Genomic DNA, 17,400 nt, shown 5'->3' with positions numbered 1-17,400 from the left:
TAACAAATTGTGAATTGAATTTCTTACTTTTGAGAAACTAAACAATTATATGATGAAAAAAATTATCGCATTACTATCTGTAATTTGCTTTATTTCTTGTCAGGATAAAGAAATTATAACCACCTTTTCAGGAAAAATTGCAAACGCTGAGTCAAAAACCATCAAATTAGAAGGGTTGAATTTTTCAAAAGAAATTAATCTTAATGAAGACGGAACATTTTCAGACACGCTGGAATTGGATTATGACGGACTTTATTCGTTGATTTTAAATGATGAAAAGCAGCGTTTCATTTATTTGGAAAACGGATTTCAATTGAATATCGAAAACAATATGGAAGAGTTTGAAAAATCATTTACTTTCAAAGGAAGTGGTTCTGATGAAAATAATTTTATGTCTAAAAAACATCAAGTAATTGAATCGATTTATGGCAAAATGAATGATATGGAAGGTGTTAAACCGTTATTCACTTTAGATGAAAAAGCATTTATTGAAAAAAATGAATTGTACAAAAAAGAAATTTTAAAAACATTGGATGAAGCAAAGTTAACCAATCAAAATTTTGTAAAACTCGAAAAATTAGATGCCGATTATCATGTTTTAAAATTGTATGAACAATATCCGTCTTATCACGGATACTTTACTGACAATAGAGAATTCAAAGCTTCAGAAAGTTTTCCAAAAGTTGGTGATGATTTTTCTTTGGATAATGAAGAATTATTTAAATTCTCCAATTCCTATCGTAATTTAAGCGGAAGCCACTTTTCTGAAAAAATGTATGCCGAAGCAGACTCTACAAAAACACCTATTGAAAAAGGTTTTGCTACTTTAAAAACAATCAAAAGCAAACTCATTCAAAGTGAAATGGTCAAAAATATGATGTATGAATTGAATGGTACAACTCCAAATTTAGAAGCTGTTTACAAAGAAATGCTGAGTTATTCAATTGATGAAGAGTATAAAGATAAACTAACAGAAAAATTTGAAATCTTAAAAAATATTGCCAAAGGTTTACCCTCTCCTACTTTTGATTATGAAAATATAAATGGTGGAAAAACTTCTTTGGAAAGTTTGAAAGGAAAATTCGTTTACATTGATGTTTGGGCCACTTGGTGCGGACCTTGTATTGGAGAAATTCCGGCTTTAAAAGAAGTTGAAAAAGAATACCATGGAAAAAACATCGAATTTGTAAGCATTTCAATTGATGATAAAAAAGACTATGAAAAATGGAAAAAAATGGTGGCTGACAAAGAATTGAAAGGGATTCAGTTATTTGCAGATAACGACTGGAAATCTGATTTTGTGAAGAATTATGCCATCGACGGAATTCCAAGATTCATCTTATTAGATACTGAAGGTAAAATTGTCAATGCCGATGCTCCTCGACCTTCTGATGCCAAATTAAAAGAATTGTTGAAGGAAGTTGGGTTGTAATTTCAATCATCTTACTTATTTTTAAACCATTTAGAAATTAACTTAGTTTCTAAATGGTTTACTTTTTCAACTCCAAAAATACTTTACCTAGATACTTTATGATATCAGAAGCTATAAAACCTTCATAACCCATATCATTCATAGCAATATCAGCCGTTCGTCCATGAAAATAAACCCCTAAAAGTGCGGCATCAACAGCAGAATATCCTTGAGCACGAAAACTTGTAATCATTCCCGACAGTACGTCTCCACTTCCACCGGTTGCCAATGCTTGATTTCCCGAAGAATTGACATAAACATTTTTTTCATCTATAATTAAAGTAAAAGCTCCTTTAATTAAAACAATTAAATGGTACATTTTTGCAAACATTTTTACTTTTTCAATTTTATCAAAATCGTCTTCCCACATTCCAATAAGTCGTTCTAATTCTTTGGGATGAGGTGTTAAAATTGAGTTTTTAGGTAATAAACTTAACCAATCTTGATTCTCAGAAAGAATATTTAATGCATCCGCATCAATCACCAACGGAATGGAATTGTTTTTTAAAAAATGATGAAAAGCTTCTGTAGTTTCTGCATCTTGACCAATTCCCATCCCAATACCTATTGCTTTTGGTTGAAAATTAAATTCAATGTTGGTTATTTTATGGTAATTTTCATCGGTCATAACCATTGCTTCAGGAGTGGCTGTTTGCATAATTTCATAACCACATTTAGGAATAAAAACCGTTGCTAAACCACAGCCGGATCTCAAAGCTGCTTGCGATGCCAAAACCATCGCTCCAATTTTACCAAAACAACCGCCAATCAGCAAAACGTGACCTTGTGTTCCTTTGTGTGAAAATTTTGAAATTGGTTTGTAACGCTTTTTTATTTTATTTAAATCCGTGTAATAATAATTGGTAGGAATGGATTCAATGGATTTTTCATCTAAATCAATTGGTAGTAAAATAACATCGCTAATAAAATTTTCATTATCCGGAAGATAAAAAGCCAGTTTTGGTAATTGAAAAGTCAGTACCACATCCGAATGAATGGCGATCATTGTCCTTTTCTCTAAAAATAATCCGGATGGAACATCAATGGAAACTTTATATGATTGATGATAGTTTATTTTTTGAATGAGTTTTTGAATCCAACCCGCTAATTCTCTGGTTAATCCAATTCCGAAAATAGCATCAATAATAATGTGATTTTCAGCAATATCAGGAAATTCCGTAGCTTCACTAATCACTTCATAGCCCAGGTTGCATTCCTTTAAACGGCCAAGATTTGAATTAAAATCAGCTGAAAAATTTTCATTAAAAGGAACAATATACACATGAACATCAAAATAATTTTGCTTTAGCAATCGGGCAATTACCAATCCGTCTCCACCATTATTTCCTACTCCACAAAAAATGTGGTAAACCGTTTTTTTATCGTGAAAATGGTTTACTAACCATAAAAAAGCTTGCAAAGCCGCCTTTTCCATCAATTCTAAAGATGTAATTTGTTGCTTTCCAATTGTCAATTTGTCAAGTTCTTTGATTTTTTCTGCATTAAATATTTTCATCCATATCAGATTTGAAAGTTTATTGAAGTATTCGTAAAAGTTTAAATTTACTTTTTTCTTAAGGTAAATTTATTACATTTGTTTCAGATGAAATCACAAAAGAACATATTTTATTTAAATCCATCCTTCAATTCGTTGAACGGATTTTCTTTTGGCACATCTTCTTCAACAACAACCCCATTCGGGGTATAATTTTCACATATCATCCGCATCTATGCTTATTCGAAAGAATAAAATAAAATCTATGTTTTTCAGTAAAAAATAATCAAATGAAGGTATTAAAATTCGGCGGAACTTCGGTTGCCAATCCTCAAAATATAAAGTTAGTTCTCGAAATTGTTGAACAAAAATCAAAAGAAGATAAACTTATCGTGGCAGTCTCTGCTTTTAGTGGTGTAACGGATTTACTTTTGTTAGCAGCTCAAAAAGCAGCTTCAAAAGATGACTCGTATCGCGATGTTGTTTTACAAATTGAGAAAAAACATCTCGAAGCCATTAAAGAATTAGTTCCCGCAAACGAACAAACAGCTTTATTACATTATTGTAAAAAGAACATTTCCTATTTAGAAACGTTGTTGGATGGTTGTTATTTATTAGGCGAATTGACTGCTCGTACTTCAGATATGATTGTGAGTTTTGGTGAATTATTATCATCTTACATAATTGCTGAAGCGATGAAACAAAAAGTAGCAAATAGCAGTTTTAAAGACAGTCGAGAACTCATTAAAACCAATAATAATTTTGGAAAAGCTGAAGTTTATTTTGAAATAACAAACAAAAATATTCGTAATTATTTTTCCGATCATTCTGCTCAAGTTATTGTTATTCCCGGTTTTATTGCTTCATCTATGAGCAACAATACGACTACTTTAGGCCGTGGTGGTTCCGATTATACCGCAGCAATTGTAGCAGCAGCCTTAAAAGTAAAAGAGCTTGAAATTTGGACAGATGTGAACGGAATGTTTACAGCCAATCCGAAAATAGTAAAGCAAGCTCAACCGATTGAAAAAATCACCTACGAAGAAGCGATGGAATTGTCTCATTTTGGAGCAAAAGTGCTTTATCCGCCTACAATCCAACCGGTTTTGAGTAGAAATATTCCGATTTGGATAAAAAATACGTTTGAACCGGAAGCTTTTGGAACGTTTATTTCTTCTGAATCCAATCCGAACGGAAATCCGATTAAAGGAATTTCGCATATCGATAAAATCAGTTTAATAACGTTAGAAGGTTCTGGAATGGTAGGTGTTGCCGGAGTTTCTAAACGATTATTTGAAGTATTATCTAATCATTCCATTAATGTCATTTTTATCACACAAGCTTCTTCAGAACACTCCATTTGTATCGGAATTTTGAATGCGGATGCGGATTTGGCAAAAAATTCAATTGATAAAATCTTTGAATTGGAAATTGCTCAGCAAAAGATAAATCCGTGTATCGTTGAAAAAGATTTATGCATCGTGGCTTTGGTAGGCGAACAAATGAAAAACCACCAAGGAATTAGTGGGAAAATGTTTAGTACTTTAGGTAAAAATAATGTAAATATTCGTGCCATTGCTCAAGGTGCTTCAGAGCGAAACATTTCTGTGGTAATCAATGAAAATGATGTAAAAAAAGCATTGAATACATTACACGAACGCTTTTTTGAAGAACAAACCAAGCAGTTAAATTTATTTGTAATGGGTGTTGGTAATGTGGGCGAAAAATTCATAGAACAAATTCATCAACAAAAGAAATTCTTAAAGGAAAATTTAAAAATAAATCTGCGGGTTATTGCACTTTCCAATTCCAGAAAAATGGTTTTTGATGAAGAAGGAATTTCATTAAAAGATTGGAAAACAGCGTTAGATAATGGTGAAAAAGCTTCAAAAGCTGATTTTATTGAAAAAACAAAAGCTCTTAATCTTCGCAATAGCATTTTTGTTGATATTACGGCAAATACTGAAGTTTCTAAAACCTACGAACATTATCTTCGTAAAAATATTGCGGTGGTAACATGCAACAAAATTGCTTGTTCTTCAGACTATGATAATTATTTGAATCTAAAACGCTTATCGCGAAAATACAATGCTCCCTTTTTGTTTGAAACGAATGTAGGTGCGGGTTTACCAATTATTGATACGCTCAAACATTTGATAGCTTCGGGTGATCGAATTCATAAAATTCAAGCGGTTTTATCAGGAAGTTTAAACTTTATTTTTAATAATTTTAGCGAAACCTATACTTTTCACGATGTTGTGAAAGAAGCCGGTGTGCAAGGTTTCACCGAACCCGACCCAAAAATTGATTTAAGTGGCGTTGATGTAGCTCGCAAAATTCTTATTCTTATTCGCGAAAGCGGTTATCAAATGGAAATGGAAGACATTGAAAATATTTCGTTTTTACCAAAAGAATGTATGGAAACCACAACTAATGACGACTTTTTCAAATCCTTAATCAAACACTCGAGTCATTTTGAGAATTTATTGAAAGAAGCGAAAGAAAAAGATTGTCGTTTGAAATTTGTTGCTAAATTCGATAACGGAAAAGCCAGTGTTGGTTTACAATTTATTCCAAAGGAAAGTCCGTTTTACAATTTGGAAGGAAAAGATAATATAGTTGAATTTTTCACCGATCGCTATGTAGATCAACCGTTGATAATCAAAGGAGCCGGTGCCGGTGCAGCAGTGACTGCTTCTGGTATTTTTGCGGATGTGATTCGGATTGGAAATGTATAGAATTGTTTAAAAGTTTAATGTTGTTTAAATAGTTTAAAGTTGTTGGTTTCTGCTAATTTAACCTATTCAAACAACTTTAAACCATTTAAACTATTTTAAACAAACTTAAACCCTAACAAAATGAACCAAATAAAAATATTCTGCCCCGCCACCGTAGCCAACTTATCCTGTGGATTTGATGTGTTAGGTTTGTGTTTAGAAGGCATTGGCGACGAAATGATTATTCGTAAAAGCGATGAAAAAGGAATCCGAATTACCAAAATAACCGGAGCCGATTTGCCTTTGGAAACTAATAAAAATGTAGCTGGTGTTTCCGGATTGGCAATGTTAAACCACTTGGATTTAGAATTCGGATTTGAAATTGAAATCCATAAAAAAATCAAAGCCGGAAGTGGAATTGGTAGTAGTGCCGCAAGTGCAGCCGGAGTTGTAGTAGGAATCAATGAGTTATTAGGAAACCCTTTGCATCGGAAAGATTTAATTCCGTTTGCAATGGAGGGTGAATTTTTGGCCAGTGGAAGTTATCACGCCGATAATGTCGCTCCGGCAATTTTGGGCGGATTTACGTTAGTTCGAGGTTATGACCCGTTGGAAGTCATCAAAATAAATAGTCCAAAGGATTTGTATGTGACCATTATTCATCCGCATATTGAAATAAAAACTTCTGAAGCAAGGAAAGTTTTACCAAAAGAAATTCCGCTAAAAACAGCCATTACACAATGGGGAAATTTAGGCGGATTTATTAGCGGATTATATACCGAAGATTATGCTTTAATGGGTCGTTGTTTGCAAGATATTGTAGCCGAACCCTATCGAAAAAACTTAATTCCTGAATTTGATACTGTTAAAAAAGTGGCTTTAGAAAACGGTGCGTTGGGTTGCGGAATTTCCGGTTCAGGACCTTCAATTTATGCATTGAGTAAAGGTATTCAAACATCTGAAAATGTGGGTAATAAAATTAAAGAAGTCTATTTGAAAACCGGAATTGGATTTGACGTTTATATATCAAAAGTTTGTGACAATGGTGTTACTAAACTGAAATAATTTCTTTTCGGATAATTAAAATTGTTTAACCTTTTCTTGTAATTTAAATCCCTAAATTTGCCAAAACCAAAATTGGCTACATGTTAAAATATTATTCTGTTTTATTCATAATTATAACTTTTTTGTCAGGATGTAATAGTCAAAAAGGAACTAGCATCGACGATTATGTTTTTCGAAAAAAAGAAGATCGAACAAAATATATCAAAGCTTATAATGAAACGTTAAAGCTCTGGAAAATTTCCTTTCAAGAAGAAAATATTACTACAAGTTACGGAACTGCACATGTTATTATTAGTGGACCAAAAAATGCAGAACCGCTCGTTTTATTACACGGTATGGATGCCAGTTCAACCATGTGGTATCCCAACATCAAAGCTTTATCAAAGAATCATCGTGTGTATGCCATCGATTTTTTGATGGAACCAGGCAAATCTGTTTCGTGTGGAGAAACTATTTCAAAAGAAGAAACTATCGCTTGGTACAATGAAATCTTTACACATTATGATTTAAAAAAAATAAAAATTGTAGGTGCTTCTCGTGGAGGTTGGTTGGCAACATTATTGGCTTCTCAGGATAATCATATTATCTCCAAAATGGTTTTGTTGAGTCCGGCACAAACATTGGAAAATTTAGATAAAATGCATAAAGCTTCTTCGGCTTTGATGTTTAAACTTTTTCCGAATAAGAAAAAATTAGAAAAAACGTTGAATGCTTTTGCTTTCTATCCTGAAAAAATTCATCCAATTTATAAGAATCAATTTTTTTTAGCTAACAAATTTGCAAAAACAAATATGAGTTTTATACAAATGCAACCTTTTTCAAAAGAAGAAATTGAAAAGATTACAATTCCTGTATTAATCATGATTGGTGATCATGATATTGTAAATTCTCAAAAGAGTTTAGAAAAAGGGAACGAACTCTTACCTAAAGGTGAAATGGTTACTATTGAAAATGCCGGTCATTTTTTAACCATTGATCAACCTGAAGTAGTTAATCAAAAAATGATTACGTTTTTAGAACCGTAAACTCAAAGCATAAAAAACTCCAAGTTAAAAGCTTGGAGTTTTCTATATTCTATATTACTTAATAAATTCTATTTTCTGAACTTCTTCCATATTTACACTGTCAAAGAAGCCTTGCTCGCTCATCCAATCATCGCTAAACACTTTACTCATGTATCGTGATCCGTGATCCGGAAAAATTGCAATAACGTTGGAATTGACATCAAATTCGCCTTCTTCGGCAAATTGTCTGATAGCTTGCACTACTGCACCGGAAGTATAACCAACAAATAAACCTTCTTTCACAGCAATCTCTCTGGTTGTATGAGCACTTTCTTCGTCAGTAACTTTGATAAATTTATCAATTATATCGAAATCTGTTGCAGTAGGAATTAAGTTTTTACCCAAACCTTCAATTCGGTAAGGATAAATTTCTTCGTTATCAAATTCTTTGGTTTCGTGGTATTTTTTCAACACAGAACCATACGCATCAACACCTAAAATTCTAATATTTGGATTTTTTTCTTTCAAAAATTTTGCAGCACCTGATAAGGTTCCGCCGGTTCCGCTACAAGCAATTAAGTGAGTAATTTGTCCGCCTGTTTGTTCCCAAATTTCCGGACCTGTAGTTTTGTAGTGAGCATCAATATTTAACTGATTAAAATATTGATTGATATAAATTGAACCTTTTGTTTCTTCGTGTAAACGTTTTGCAACATTGTAGTAAGAACGTTCATCATCGGCAGACACATGAGCTGGACAAACATATACTTTTGCTCCCATACTACGCAACATATCAATTTTATCCCGTGATGATTTTGAACTCACTGCTAAAATACAGTTGTATCCTTTGATGATACTCACCATAGCTAAACTAAACCCTGTGTTACCGGAAGTAGTTTCTATGATGGTATCGCCTGGAGAAAGAATTCCTTGCCTTTCAGCTTCTTCAATAATATAAAGAGCAATTCTGTCTTTGGTAGAATGACCGGGGTTGAATGATTCAACCTTTGCATAAAAATTACCTTCTAAATTCTCCGTGATTCTATTGAGTTTAATTAATGGTGTATTCCCAATTAAATCCAATACACTATTATAAGCTTTTATCTGTTCTTTCATAAAAAATATGTTAGTCAAGGCAAACTTCTCTTGTTTTTGGAAACCTTAAAACCTTGCAAATTTATAAAAAAAATTTTTACTTTTCAATTCCTTCTAAGTCTAAAAGGAAACTAAACTCTTTTGCGAGCTCTTTTAAAGCTTCAAATCTTCCTGAAGCCCCACCGTGCCCCGCATCCATGTTTGTATCTAAAAATAATAAATTTTTATCAGTTTTTATTGTCCGTAATTTGGCCACCCACTTCGCTGGTTCCCAATATTGCACCTGAGAATCGTGTAATCCGGTGGTAACCAACATATTCGGATAATCTTGTGCTTTTAAATTGTCATAGGGCGAATACGATTTCATATAATCATAATATTCTTTGTCATTCGGATTTCCCCACTCATCATACTCTCCGGTGGTCAACGGAATCGTTTCATCCAACATCGTCGTTACCACATCTACAAAAGGAACTGCCGCAATCACCCCATTGTATAATTCCGGAGCCATATTCACCACCGCACCCATCAATAATCCTCCTGCAGAACCACCTTGAGCATATAATTTTTTAGGATTGGTATATTTTTGATCAATCAAAAACTTTGAACAATCAATAAAATCGGTAAACGTATTTTTCTTTTTCAATAATTTTCCATCTTCATACCATTGACGCCCCATATCTTCTCCCCCACGAATGTGAGCAATCGCATAAATAAAACCTCTATCTAATAAACTTAAAATCGTAGAATCAAAATTGGGTTCCATCGAATGACCATACGAACCATAAGCATATTGCAATAACGGATTATTTCCGTCTTTTTTCACTTCTTTGCGATAAACCAACGAAATCGGGATTTTTGTACCATCCGTCGCCGTAGCCCAAACGCGTTCTTCTTTATAATTGTTTTTATCAAACTTTCCCCCCAAAACAGCTTGTTCTTTCATCACTTGCTTGGTTTTGGTTCGCATATTAAAATCAATTATAGAAGATGGCGTGGCCAACGATTGATAACCATATCTCAAAATTTCTGTATCAAAATCAACATTCGTTCCCACATAAGCCGAATAAGTTTCAATTTCAAATGGCAAATAATACTCACCACTTCCATCCCAAGGCATAATGCGAATTTTATTCAAACCATTTGAACGCTCTTCCACCACCAAATAATTTCTGAATATCTCAATTCCTTCAATCAAAACAGCATCATTGTGCGGAATCACATCTACCCAATTATCAGATGTTGTCGCCGTATCCGGAGTTTTCATCACCTTAAAATTGGTCGAATTATCTTTATTCGTCACAATATAAAAATGATTGTCAAAATGCGAAATATTGTATTCCAAACCTCTAGTTCGAGGATGAAACACTTTAAATTTTTCCGCCGGTTTATTCGCATCCAAAAACTGAAATTCCGACGTCAACGTACTACTACTGTTGATAACTAAGAATTTTTTAGATTTTGTTTTTGCAATATAAATGTTGAATGTTTCATCTTTTTCAAAATAAACCAACTCAGCCTTTTTTACATCAGCACCCAAAACATGTTTGTGAATTTTATCCGAACGCAACGTAACTTTATCTTTACTCGAATAAAACAACGTCTTGTTATCATTTGCCCAAACTGCAGAACCGGACACATTTTCAATTTTATCAGCCAAAATTTCACCGGTTTCCAAGTTTTTAACTTGAATCGTATAAATTCTTCTTCCGGTTAAATCCGTCGCAAACGAAGCCAATTTGTTGTCCTCACTCACATTCAATCCGCCTAAATTAAAATAAGATTGTCCTTTTGCCATTTCATTACAATCAAACAAAATCTCTTCTTTGGCAGTCAAACTTCCCTTTTTTCTCGAATAAATCGGATATTCTTTACCAGTTTCATACTTCACAATGTAATAGTAACCATTGTACAAATACGGAACCGACTCATCATCTTCCTTAATTCTTGACTTCATTTCCTCAAACAAATCTTTCTGAAAAGCCTGCGTGTGAGCCGTCATTTTTTGATAATACTCATTCTCATCTTTCAGATACTGAATCACTTCCGGATTTTCTCGATCATTCAACCAATAATACGGATCTACTCGTTTATCACCGTGTTTTTCAAGAACAGTATCTTTTTTTGCAGCCATTGGCGGCACTATATTTTCTGACATATTAGCTTCTTTTTTTTGACAAGAAGTTGCAAAAATAACACAAACAAAACTTAACGATAACCATTTATTCATAAAAAATTTATTTACTCAAAACTATGCAATATACTACATTTGCAATTCAATAACCATAAAAATTATTAACATGTTTGGAGACCTAATGGGAATGATGGGAAAACTTAAAGAAACCCAACAAAAAATCGAAGAAACTAAAAAACGTTTAGACCACGTTTTGATAGACGAACAAAGCAATGACGGGCTTTTAAAGGTAACGTTAACCGCAAATCGCACGATAAAATCAATCGCCGTTCACCCCACTTTGCTCGAAGACAAAGAGCAATTAGAAGATTATTTGATTTTGGTTATGAACAAAGCCATCGAAAAAGCAACCAACGTAAACGAAACAGAACTCGCCGCAGTCGCCAAAGACGGCATGCCAAACATCCCGGGAATGGATATGTTCAACAGATAACGGATATCGGATAACAGACAACGGACAACTTTTTTCAGAAGCGAATGGCTCGGGCTTTTTCAGCAATCCATTTTCCCGCTTTCCGTTCCAATATCTTTGGCAAAGTTTTTAACTTTGCCAAAGATGATTTCCACTGCAATCGGGGCTAGAAAGGAAACCATAAAAAAATCGCTTTTCAAAATTGAATTCCGACTAAAAAACCATTTTTTCCAAAGCTTCCAACACATACGTGTGCATTACTTCCTTATAATCCAAATGCGTCACCATTCGTAATTTTCCTTTTCCTAACGAACTGATAGCAATGTTTTTCTGCTTCAATTTTTCAATCACAACCGCATCCTGAATTGTCGGTTTTACTGAAAAAATCACAATATTCGTTTCCACCGGTTCCACCGACTGAATCCAATTCAACCCTTTCAAAACTTTCCCTAATTCCTTCGCACGTCTGTGATCTTCTGTCAGTCGTTCCAAATTATTTTCCAACGCATAAATTGCTGCTCCTGCCAAAAATCCCGCTTGACGCATTCCGCCACCCAACACTTTTCTAATTCGCAACGCCTTCGGATAATCTTTCTCAGACATCACCAAAACCGATCCAACAGGTGCTCCCATTCCTTTGGAAAAACAAACCGAAATCGTATCAAACAACTTCCCGTAATGCAACGGATCTTGGTTTTTAGCAACTAAGGCATTCCAAATTCGAGCACCATCCAAATGATATTTTAATCCGTGTTTGTCACACACTTTTCTAATTCCAAGTAAATCCAGCATTTCATAACACGCTCCCCCTCCTTTATTCGTTGTATTTTCCAACGAAACCAAGGTCGTTAACGGACTGTGATAAAAATCTGGTGGATTAATCGCATCCTCTACTTGTTGAGCGGTAATCATTCCTCGATTTCCATCCAACAAGCGACACGAAACACCGCTATTAAACGAAACTCCTCCACCTTCATAATTAAAAATATGAGCATATTTATCGGCAATCAACTGTTCGCCCGGTTGTGTGTGCAATTTTATTGCCGTCTGATTTGCCATCGTCCCACTCGGAAAAAACAAAGCCGTTTGCATCCCAAAAAAAGCAGCCGTTTTGGCTTCTAATTCATTTACGGTTGGATCTTGTTTAAACACATCATCGCCCACAGGAGCATTAAACATCGCCCGCAACATATCGGGTGTTGGCTTGGTAACTGTATCGCTTACTAAATTTATTTCCATTGAATTTTTAATTTTTTCTGTTCGGACAGGTTGCGACCTGTCTCTACGTAATTATTAATTTTCACCATTAGGACAAATCACAACTTGTTCCTACATTTGCAAAAAACAAAACTACAATAATTATGACAAATACCGAACAAATAAAAGGTATTGTAGAGCGTCTTGGTGCGTTGAGGAGGTATCTTTGACATCGATAAGAAATTAATCGAGATCACCAACGAAGAAGAAAAAACGTTCGATCCAAACTTTTGGAACAATCCCAAAGAAGCAGAAATAGTAGTCCGTGACCTTCGATCCAAGAAAAAATGGGTAGAAGATTACCAAAAAGGATTAGCCTTAGTCGAAGAACTTCAAATGGTTTTTGAATTCTTTAAAGACGGCGATGCTACCGAAGAGGAAGTAGATGCTATTTACGAACAGACCAACACCTTAGTCGAAAACCTGGAATTCAAAAATATGCTTTCAGACGAAGGCGACAATTTGAGTGCTGTGTTGCAAATTACTGCCGGAGCGGGTGGTACAGAAAGTTGCGATTGGGCTTCTATGCTTATGCGTATGTACTTGATGTGGGCTGAAAAAGAAGGTTACAAAATCAAAGAACTCAACTTTCAAGAAGGCGATGTAGCCGGAATAAAAACCGTTACGTTAGAAATTGAAGGCGAATATGCTTTTGGTTACCTAAAAGGCGAAAATGGTGTACACCGTTTAGTGCGAATTTCTCCGTTTGACAGCAATGCCAAACGCCACACTTCCTTTGCTTCTGTGTATGTTTATCCATTGGTGGATGATACGATTGAAATCGAAATCAATCCTGCCGATTTAGAAATTATTACGTCGAGATCAAGTGGTGCCGGTGGGCAAAATGTGAATAAAGTAGAGACAAAAGTGCAGTTATTTCACAAACCAACCGGAATTCAAATTCAATGTTCAGAAACGCGTTCGCAACAAGACAATCGTCAACGAGCGATGCAAATGTTGCGTTCACAATTGTATGAAATTGAACTCAAAAAACAAATGGCTCAACGTGCCGACATTGAAGCCGGAAAAATGAAAATCGAATGGGGTTCACAAATCAGAAATTATGTGATGCATCCCTATAAATTAGTTAAAGATGTTCGTTCCGGACACGAATCCAGCGACGTTGAAGGCGTGATGAATGGCGAAATTGATGCTTTTCTAAAAGCCTATTTAATGATGATGGGACAAAAAGAAGAATAAGCAATTTACATTTTACAATACTAGAATAACCTGTCTTTTTAGATGGGTTATTTTTTTTACAGCTTAATTTATTTTGTGAAATTTACAATCAAACACACTTAAATTTGGTTTTTATTATTTTAAAGCATTATTTTTAGAAAAAATATCAACTAGTATATGAAAACATGCACTTTGCAGGAAATTAATGCCGTTTTGAACGGAACAATAGTAGGAAACACTTCACACTCAATTGAAGCTCCTGAGCAAATTGAAAGAGCAAAAGAAAACCACATTACGTTTATTGGTAATAAAAAATATGAAAAATTTTGGGCTGTTTCTAATGCTTCAATCGCAGTCGTTAACGAAGATATTTCAATTGAACCCGGCGATAATAAAGCGTTCATCAAAGTAAAAAATGCCGAATTAGCGATGTCGCAAGTTTTAGAATTCTTCGCTCCGCCTCCACCCCATTTTGAATTTGACATTCATCCAACAGCTGTTATTCATAGTTCAGCAAAAATCGGTGAAGGAACTCGAATTGGTGCTCATACTTATATTGGTAAAGATGTTGTCATCGGAAAAAACACAACCATTTATGCTAATGTTTCCATCTTAGACGAATCAACCATCGGAAATGAAACGATTATTTGGAACGGAGCTGTTGTTCGCGAACGTTGTCACGTGGGTTCGCATTGCATCCTTCATCCTAATTCTACCATTGGTGCAGATGGATTTGGTTTCCGACCTTGTCCGGAAAGAGGTTTGGTAAAAGTCCCTCAAATCGGAAATGTAATCTTAGGAAATTGGGTCGAAATCGGTGCCAATTCCTGTGTCGATCGTGCCAAATTCAGCTCAACTATTCTAGGAGATGGTTGCAAAATTGATAATTTAGTTCAAATCGGACATAATTCTATTCTCGGTCGTTTTTGCATTATGGCAGGAAACAGCGGTTTAGCAGGCTCTGTAACGTTGGGAGATGGCGTAATCATTGGCGGAAGTGCTTCCATTAAAGACCACGTAACCATCGGTTCAGGTGCCATAGTAGGAGCAGGTTCTGGTGTTGCTGCCGATGTTCCAGCCGGAAAAACGATGCTCGGTTATCCAGCCGTTGAAGCTCGTGATGCCTTAAAACAATGGGCTGTTTTAAAAAGATTGGCTAAAAATTAAACTTTTCAGCTTTTTAAATCTCAAACGTTTTCGTAATTTCGCACACAACAAAATTTACATTTTTTATGGACATTAACTTCAACAAAAACGAAGATCACAATAAACTCATATTAGCCGAATTAAAAAGACGTTTCGCCATTATCAAATTAGGTGGCGGCGAAAAAAGAATTGCCAAATTACACGCCGAAGGCAAAATGACTGCTCGTGAACGCATCGATTATTTGTTGGATGAGAAAGCTAAAAGCATTGAAATTGGTGGTTTTGTTGGCGACGGAATGTACGTCGAACACGGTGGTTGTCCGTCCGGAGGTGTGGTCGTAAAAATCGGTTACATCAAAGGAAAACAATGCATTGTGGTGGCAAATGATGCCACTGTGAAAGCCGGAGCTTGGTTTCCCATCACCGGAAAAAAGAATTTACGTGCTCAAGAAATTGCCATCGAAAACCGTTTACCAATCATTTATTTAGTTGATAGTGCGGGGGTTTATCTTCCGTTGCAAGACGAAATTTTTCCCGATAAAGAACATTTCGGACGTATTTTTAGAAACAATGCCATCATGAGTAGCATGGGAATTACCCAAATTGCTGCCGTAATGGGAAGTTGCGTTGCCGGTGGTGCTTACTTACCGATTATGAGTGACGAAGCAATGATTGTCGATAAAACCGGAAGTATCTTTTTGGCCGGAAGTTATTTAGTGAAAGCCGCCATTGGCGAAAATATTGATAATGAAACCTTAGGCGGAGCCACAACGCACTGCGAAATTTCAGGTGTGACAGATTACAAAGCCAAAGACGACAAAGATGCGTTGGATAGAATCAAAAGCATTGTCAGCAAAATTGGTGATTATGACAAAGCCGGTTTCAATCGCATCAAAGCGGAAAAACCTGCGTTGAAAGAAAGTGATATTTACGGAATTGTTCCGAAATCAAGATCCGATCAATACGATATGATGGAAGTCATCAAACGTTTAGTTGATAATTCAGAAATGGATATGTATAAAGATGGCTATGGCCAATCCATCATCACCTGTTATGCTCGCATTGATGGTTGGGCGGTTGGAATTGTAGCCAATCAGCGAACGGTTTCCAAAACAAAAAAAGGCGAAATTCAGTTTGGTGGTGTGATTTATTCCGATTCGGCAGACAAAGCGACTCGTTTTATTGCAAATTGTAATCAAAAGAAAATTCCATTAGTTTTCCTTCAAGATGTCACCGGATTTATGGTGGGAAGCAAATCAGAACACGGCGGAATCATTAAAGATGGTGCCAAAATGGTGAATGCGGTTTCCAATTCAGTTGTTCCGAAATTCACAGTTGTCATCGGAAATTCCTATGGAGCAGGAAATTATGCTATGTGCGGAAAAGCATACGATCCACGTTTAATTTTTGCTTGGCCAAGTGCCGAATTAGCCGTAATGGGCGGAACGCAAGCCGCAAAAGTATTAGCTCAAATTGAAGCTTCCTCTCTAAAAGCCAAAGGCGAAGTGGTTGACGAAGCCAAAGAAAAAGAATTATTCGATAAAATTAAAGCCCGTTACGACGAGCAAGTTTCTCCTTACTACGCCGCTTCACGTTTATGGACGGATGCCATCATCGACCCGCTCGAAACTCGAACTTGGATTTCAATGGGAATTGAAGCTGCCAACCACGCTCCGATTGAGAAGAAATTTAATTTGGGAGTGATTCAGGTTTAAGTTGGTCTGATTTTTGATTCAAAATTTGAAAATCAATTCAAATGAAAAAAATATTATTTTTGCTTATTGCTTGCATATCATTCAGCTTATCTGCACAAAACGAAGAAAATGCTGGAACTTATTTTCTCTTTAATGAAACTGTAAAAGGGGAAATATTAGACTATAAACTTGATTTGAATAGTGACGGAACATTTCAATTTACCAGTTATAGAAAAGATATAAGTAAAAATGAATATCATCATCACAGCAAAGGGACATGGACTGTTAGCAATAAAGTGATTCACTTTACAACAGAAAACATAGATTTAGAGGATAAAAAAGCATTAGATTTTACAGGTACAACCGCTAGAGTTTTTAAAAAATCACCAAGAAATAAGTCGGATGAAGTAAAACCAACATTTCTTCAATTCTATAAATCAAAAATTTTTTGGATTGAAAACTTAAAAATTTCAAAGAAGGAATAAAACCCAAAACCAACCAAATTTCAATTTCCTTTTATAGCTTTGCAGCGATGAAAAACCACACTCATTTTATCGCTTTCAAACAAAACATTTCCGGTATTAATTTACCTCAAAAATTCACTTTTCCGTTTAAAAACGAAGTATATGATTTAAAAAGTGGATTAGATAGTAGTGTTTTTTTTGAATAAA

General features: G+C 35.1%; 14 protein-coding genes. 10 read left to right on the top strand and 4 right to left on the bottom strand.

Annotation, left to right across the window (positions count from 1 at the left end; genetic code table 11):
* Positions 1-52 precede the first annotated feature (52 nt).
* Positions 53-1,432, top strand: coding sequence for a TlpA family protein disulfide reductase (locus B4N66_RS09235; RefSeq protein ID WP_291094163.1), 1,380 nt, complete (start codon positions 53-55; stop codon positions 1,430-1,432).
* A 58-nt stretch (positions 1,433-1,490) separates the two neighbouring features.
* Here the strand turns inward: B4N66_RS09235 and B4N66_RS09230 are convergent, their stop codons facing one another.
* Positions 1,491-2,987: an NAD(P)H-hydrate dehydratase gene (locus tag B4N66_RS09230; RefSeq protein ID WP_291094162.1), complete on the bottom strand. Its 1,497-nt coding sequence runs from the start codon at positions 2,985-2,987 to the stop codon at positions 1,491-1,493.
* Between the two features lie 269 nt (positions 2,988-3,256).
* Between B4N66_RS09230 and thrA the strand changes: the two genes are divergently transcribed.
* The 3 genes from thrA to B4N66_RS09215 all read left to right on the top strand — a co-directional run bounded on the left by thrA (position 3,257) and on the right by B4N66_RS09215 (position 7,773).
* Entirely contained in the window at positions 3,257-5,704 is a 2,448-nt protein-coding gene (gene thrA, locus B4N66_RS09225) for a bifunctional aspartate kinase/homoserine dehydrogenase I (protein WP_291094160.1), read from the top strand.
* A 120-nt stretch (positions 5,705-5,824) separates the two neighbouring features.
* A complete protein-coding gene (locus tag B4N66_RS09220) occupies positions 5,825-6,748 on the top strand; it encodes a homoserine kinase (protein WP_291094159.1) in 924 nt (307 codons plus the stop codon).
* Between the two features lie 80 nt (positions 6,749-6,828).
* Positions 6,829-7,773 (top strand): alpha/beta fold hydrolase, encoded by a 945-nt coding sequence (locus B4N66_RS09215; protein ID WP_291094157.1) that lies wholly within the window; start codon positions 6,829-6,831, stop codon positions 7,771-7,773.
* Positions 7,774-7,827: 54 nt separating this feature from the next.
* Here the strand turns inward: B4N66_RS09215 and B4N66_RS09210 are convergent, their stop codons facing one another.
* Both B4N66_RS09210 and B4N66_RS09205 read right to left on the bottom strand, forming a co-directional pair.
* Positions 7,828-8,868: a PLP-dependent cysteine synthase family protein gene (locus B4N66_RS09210; protein ID WP_291094155.1), complete on the bottom strand. Its 1,041-nt coding sequence runs from the start codon at positions 8,866-8,868 to the stop codon at positions 7,828-7,830.
* A 76-nt stretch (positions 8,869-8,944) separates the two neighbouring features.
* The gene (locus tag B4N66_RS09205; RefSeq protein ID WP_291094154.1) at positions 8,945-11,005 is read right to left on the bottom strand and encodes a S9 family peptidase; all 2,061 of its coding nucleotides are present in this window, start codon (positions 11,003-11,005) and stop codon (positions 8,945-8,947) included.
* 142 nt (positions 11,006-11,147) lie between these two features.
* Here B4N66_RS09205 and B4N66_RS09200 point away from each other — a divergent pair, with 142 nt between their 5' ends.
* On the top strand, positions 11,148-11,474 hold the full coding sequence (locus B4N66_RS09200; RefSeq protein ID WP_291094153.1) for a YbaB/EbfC family nucleoid-associated protein: 327 nt from the start codon (positions 11,148-11,150) through the stop codon (positions 11,472-11,474).
* 192 nt (positions 11,475-11,666) lie between these two features.
* Here the strand turns inward: B4N66_RS09200 and B4N66_RS09195 are convergent, their stop codons facing one another.
* Positions 11,667-12,692, bottom strand: a complete 1,026-nt coding sequence (locus tag B4N66_RS09195) for a threonine aldolase family protein (protein ID WP_291094152.1) — start codon at positions 12,690-12,692, stop codon at positions 11,667-11,669.
* 122 nt (positions 12,693-12,814) lie between these two features.
* Between B4N66_RS09195 and prfB the strand changes: the two genes are divergently transcribed.
* The 5 genes from prfB to B4N66_RS09170 all read left to right on the top strand — a co-directional run bounded on the left by prfB (position 12,815) and on the right by B4N66_RS09170 (position 17,399).
* Positions 12,815-13,910, top strand: a protein-coding gene (prfB, locus tag B4N66_RS09190) for a peptide chain release factor 2 (protein ID WP_291094151.1) whose coding sequence is annotated in 2 segments (ribosomal slippage) — positions 12,815-12,877 and positions 12,879-13,910 — 1,095 coding nt in all. Because the reading frame shifts where the segments join, the coding sequence is not laid out codon by codon here.
* Between the two features lie 156 nt (positions 13,911-14,066).
* Entirely contained in the window at positions 14,067-15,056 is a 990-nt protein-coding gene (lpxD, locus tag B4N66_RS09185) for a UDP-3-O-(3-hydroxymyristoyl)glucosamine N-acyltransferase (RefSeq protein ID WP_291094150.1), read from the top strand.
* Positions 15,057-15,121: 65 nt separating this feature from the next.
* Positions 15,122-16,750, top strand: coding sequence for an acyl-CoA carboxylase subunit beta (locus B4N66_RS09180; protein ID WP_291094149.1), 1,629 nt, complete (start codon positions 15,122-15,124; stop codon positions 16,748-16,750).
* A gap of 41 nt (positions 16,751-16,791) precedes the next feature.
* Positions 16,792-17,214 (top strand): lipocalin family protein, encoded by a 423-nt coding sequence (locus B4N66_RS09175; protein ID WP_291094148.1) that lies wholly within the window; start codon positions 16,792-16,794, stop codon positions 17,212-17,214.
* A 47-nt stretch (positions 17,215-17,261) separates the two neighbouring features.
* Positions 17,262-17,399, top strand: a complete 138-nt coding sequence (locus B4N66_RS09170) for a hypothetical protein (protein WP_291094147.1) — start codon at positions 17,262-17,264, stop codon at positions 17,397-17,399.
* Position 17,400 lies beyond the last annotated feature (1 nt).

Origin of the sequence: Flavobacterium sp. UBA2787, assembly GCA_002352205.1 — a bacterium.
Classification (GTDB): Bacteria; Bacteroidota; Bacteroidia; order Flavobacteriales; family Flavobacteriaceae; genus Flavobacterium.
Note: the sequence above shows the minus strand (reverse complement) of the source record. Positions and strands in the feature narration are given on the sequence as shown.